4 protein-coding genes are annotated in these 3,260 nt (G+C 71.3%); 3 read left to right on the top strand and 1 reads right to left on the bottom strand.

Translation table 11 applies throughout. The annotated features are described in order from the left end of the window. Positions 1-243 precede the first annotated feature (243 nt). Complete coding sequence (locus tag KBX08_RS32615) at positions 244-768, top strand: hypothetical protein (protein WP_210787614.1); 525 nt, start codon at positions 244-246, stop codon at positions 766-768. A gap of 12 nt (positions 769-780) precedes the next feature. After that, positions 781-1,617 carry a class F sortase gene (locus tag KBX08_RS32610; protein WP_210787613.1) on the top strand — a complete coding sequence of 279 codons (837 nt, stop codon included), beginning with the start codon at positions 781-783 and terminating at the stop codon, positions 1,615-1,617. A 173-nt stretch (positions 1,618-1,790) separates the two neighbouring features. Here KBX08_RS32610 and KBX08_RS32605 read toward each other — a convergent pair whose 3' ends face one another. Then, positions 1,791-2,504: a MerR family transcriptional regulator gene (locus KBX08_RS32605; RefSeq protein ID WP_238688595.1), complete on the bottom strand. Its 714-nt coding sequence runs from the start codon at positions 2,502-2,504 to the stop codon at positions 1,791-1,793. 81 nt (positions 2,505-2,585) lie between these two features. Between KBX08_RS32605 and KBX08_RS32600 the strand changes: the two genes are divergently transcribed. Further along, on the top strand, positions 2,586-3,260 hold a 675-nt coding region (locus KBX08_RS32600), incomplete at its 3' end, for an erythromycin esterase family protein (protein ID WP_210787611.1).

The following is a 3,260-nucleotide window of genomic DNA, read 5'->3' as shown; positions in this document are numbered from 1 at the left end:
CCCCACCACCGGCCCCATCCCCCGCCCACGCTGACCCCACCCCACCCCACCTCCCCGCGATCTTGCAGTTTCTGTTGGTGAAATGCCGGCTAAGCGCCGATTCGTCACCGCAGAAAGTGCAAGATCGCGAGCGTTGGTGGGTGCGGGGCGGGGTGCGGGGCGGGTTTGCCTCCCCGCCAGCGGGAAAGCAGCGCGCGTGCCCAGGGGAGGGTTCCGGCGGTCGTCGCCGGTTGGGGGGAAATCATGCAGGCAATCCGCACGATCAACCGCGCGCTCTCGTCCGCACTGACACTGGTGGGGCTGGTCGGGGCGTTCGTCCTGTTGTCGGTCGCGCCGGCGCGAGCCGGCGAGAACGTCTTCGTCGAAGTGACACCGAACAGCGCCCAGGCCGGCAGCCGGGTCAGCATCAAGGCGAGCTGCGACAACGACAACAACAACCGGCAGTCCAGCGTGCACTCCGACGCGTTCGGGCACGTTCAGCTCAAACCGGACAAGGGCTTCCTGACCGCGCAGGTCACCATCGCAAGGGACAAGCCGGCCGGTGACTACCCGGTCGACCTGCGCTGCGAGAACGGCCAGACGTCGTCGACCACGCTGACCGTGCTGAACATGGCCTCGCCCAGCAAGGGCCCGGCGACCGGTGGCGGTGGGATGGCCGGCGGGCGCGGCACCGGCTCGCTGCTGGTGCTCGGTGGCGTGGCGTTGGTGGCCACCGCGATCGTGCTCGGGATGGCCGGCGGCCGACGTCGACCGGGAGCCGGCTCCTGAGCCGGATCACCCATGACCCGCAGATCCGCGCGTGCGCGGCCGAACCGCCGCGTCCGCCTCCGGGCCGGGCCGGCGCTGCGCGCGTCCGGCCGGGTGGTGGCCCGCGTCTCCGGACGGCTGCGCCGGGTCGCCGGGCAGGCCGTGTCGGCCAGCGTCACCACCACCGATCCGGCCGCCCGCCCGCTGCCACCGCGGCGCCCGGCCGGGCCGTCGTCGGCCCGACACCGGTTCGGTACGAGCCCCGGGTTCCCGGTGCTGGCCATCGCCGCGCTGATGGTGCTGATCGTGGCGATGCTCGGCGTCGAGCAGGTGACCGGCATGAGCCTGCTGCCGGACCGGCTCAGCGCCGGACTGCGACCGCCGCCGAAGAAGTTCCCGGTGCTGCCGGCCAGCCAACCGACCAGCCTCGCCATCGAGAAGATCGACGTGCGGGCGCCCGTACACGACGTGGGTATCGCCCCGGACGGCACGATCGCCGTGCCGGACGCGGCCCGCGCCCAGGAGGCCGGCTGGTACGACCAGGGGCCCACCCCGGGCCAGTACGGCCCAGCCGTGATCGTCGGGCACGTCGACACCAACAGCGGGCCGGCGGTCTTCCACAAGCTCCGCGAGCTACGCTCCGGTGACGAGATCGAGGTCACCCGCACCGACCAGCGCGTGGCGGTCTTCGAGGTCAACTCGGTGGAGAAGTTCGACAAGGGCCGGCTGCCGGTGGACGAGGTGTACGGCGACTTCAGCCGCCCGAGCCTCCGACTGATCACCTGCGGCGGCCAGTGGGTCGGCGGCGAGACCGGCTACGCGGACAACGTGGTGGTCTTCGCCTCACTGGTCAAGGCGCGGTCCGGGTGAGGGCGGACAGATCTGAACCACGGGTCAGTTCTGGCCTGGGCTTGCCACGGGCAACCCTGCGGCCCATCAACGCTTGCGGGGTTGATCGGCGCAACGCTCTGGGCACCTCAACCTCGACGAGGGCGGAGGAAGCCAGCGGGACGTCTCCGTGGCTGTTGAGCCAGGAGACGAGGTCAGCGCTGCACGCCTCCTGCCGAACCAGCGTCGACGTAATCGGCGAGCCGGGCGGCCCCGGTGAGCATGGCCCGGCCTCGCTCGGTGAGCCGTTGCCGCCACTGGAACAGCGAGGCGGCGAGCGGTTCGGCACCGCCAGCGTCGCGCACTCGACGCAGCACGCCGGCGATGTGGTCGAGCCGGTAGCCACCGCGGCGCAACAGGTGGGCCAGTTCGGCGTCCCGGACGTCGTCGGCACGGTAGAGCCGGTAGCGGGTCACCGGATCACGTACCGGTCGCAGCACCCCGGCCCGCTCCCACTTGCGCAGCGTGGCTGGCTGTAGACCGAGCCGGTGAGCCAACACGCTGATCGGCACGGCTTTCTGGCTCTGCGGTTGCGGTCTCGTTCCGGTGAGCGTCGCCACCGCCGCCTCGACCGCGTCCAGGGTTTCGCGATCGCGCTGGAGCAGGGCATGACCCTCGTCGATCGTGCGCAACGCCGTGTCGATCGCACCCCGGTTGACGGCCCGCATGATCTCGCCGCTGGCCGCATGGCCGTGGCCCGGGATCAACGCGAGGTAGGCACGCAGCGCCTTGACGTGCAGCTCGGTGAAGCGACGGTAGCCGTTCGGGGTGCGCTGGGCCGGCGGCAGGACGCCGTCTCGTTCGTAGTTGCGTACGGCCTGCGCGGAGAGGCCGTGGACGCGCGCGAGATCGACCGGTCGGCGTACCACTGGGTTTGAAGGTTTTGTTGCTGCCACCGCGCTCCGCCGCTCGTGAGTTTCAACCGCTGGTTCAACGATACGGTTCATGGAATGTCATCTTTTCTCGACCTGCTGGCGGTATCCCCGGACCTGCTCGCGCTCGGCGAACCGACGCATGGTGAGTCCGCCTTCCTCCAGCTCCGCAACGAGGCTTTTCTGTCGCTGACCGAGCGCGGCTACCGCTCGATCGCCGTGGAGAGCGACCGGGCGGCCGGGCTGATCGCCGACGAGTTCGTGCAGGGCGTCGCCGCCGTGACGCTCGACCAGGCGCTCGCCGAAGGGTTCAGCCACGGATTCGGGGCAGCCCCGGCCAACCGCGACCTCCTGCTGCGGATGCGGGAGTGGAACGCCGGACGGCCGGCCGCCGAGCGCCTGACGTTCCACGGCTTCGACGCCCCGGTCGAGCTGGAGAGTGCTCCGAGCCCGCGCCGGCACCTCACCCAGGTCTGCCGGTTCCTCGGCCTGGACCGGGCTGCCGAGATCGACGACCTGATCGGGGACGAGGCGCGGTGGAGTGACACGGCCGCGATCTGGGAACCCGGTCGATCGGTCGGGCGCTCGACCGACGCCCAGCGACTGCGGGTGCTCGCCGACGACCTGCTGACCGAGCTGTACCTGCGGGCGCCGGGGAAGTCAGCGGGCTGGCGGGCGGCATTCGTGCACGCCACGGCCGCTGTCGCGTTGCTGCGCTACCACGCCGCGGCCGCCGCACCACTGGCCCAGGAG

It is taken from the genome of Micromonospora sp. H61, assembly GCF_018070325.1.
GTDB lineage: Bacteria > Actinomycetota > Actinomycetes > Mycobacteriales > Micromonosporaceae > Micromonospora > Micromonospora salmantinae.
Note: the sequence above shows the minus strand (reverse complement) of the source record. Positions and strands in the feature narration are given on the sequence as shown.

Coding starts and splice junctions, on each gene's coding strand:
- KBX08_RS32615 (WP_210787614.1), top strand. CDS start 244: ATGCAGGCAATCCGCACGATCAACCGCGCGCTCTCGTCCGCACTGACA.
- KBX08_RS32610 (WP_210787613.1), top strand. CDS start 781: ATGACCCGCAGATCCGCGCGTGCGCGGCCGAACCGCCGCGTCCGCCTC.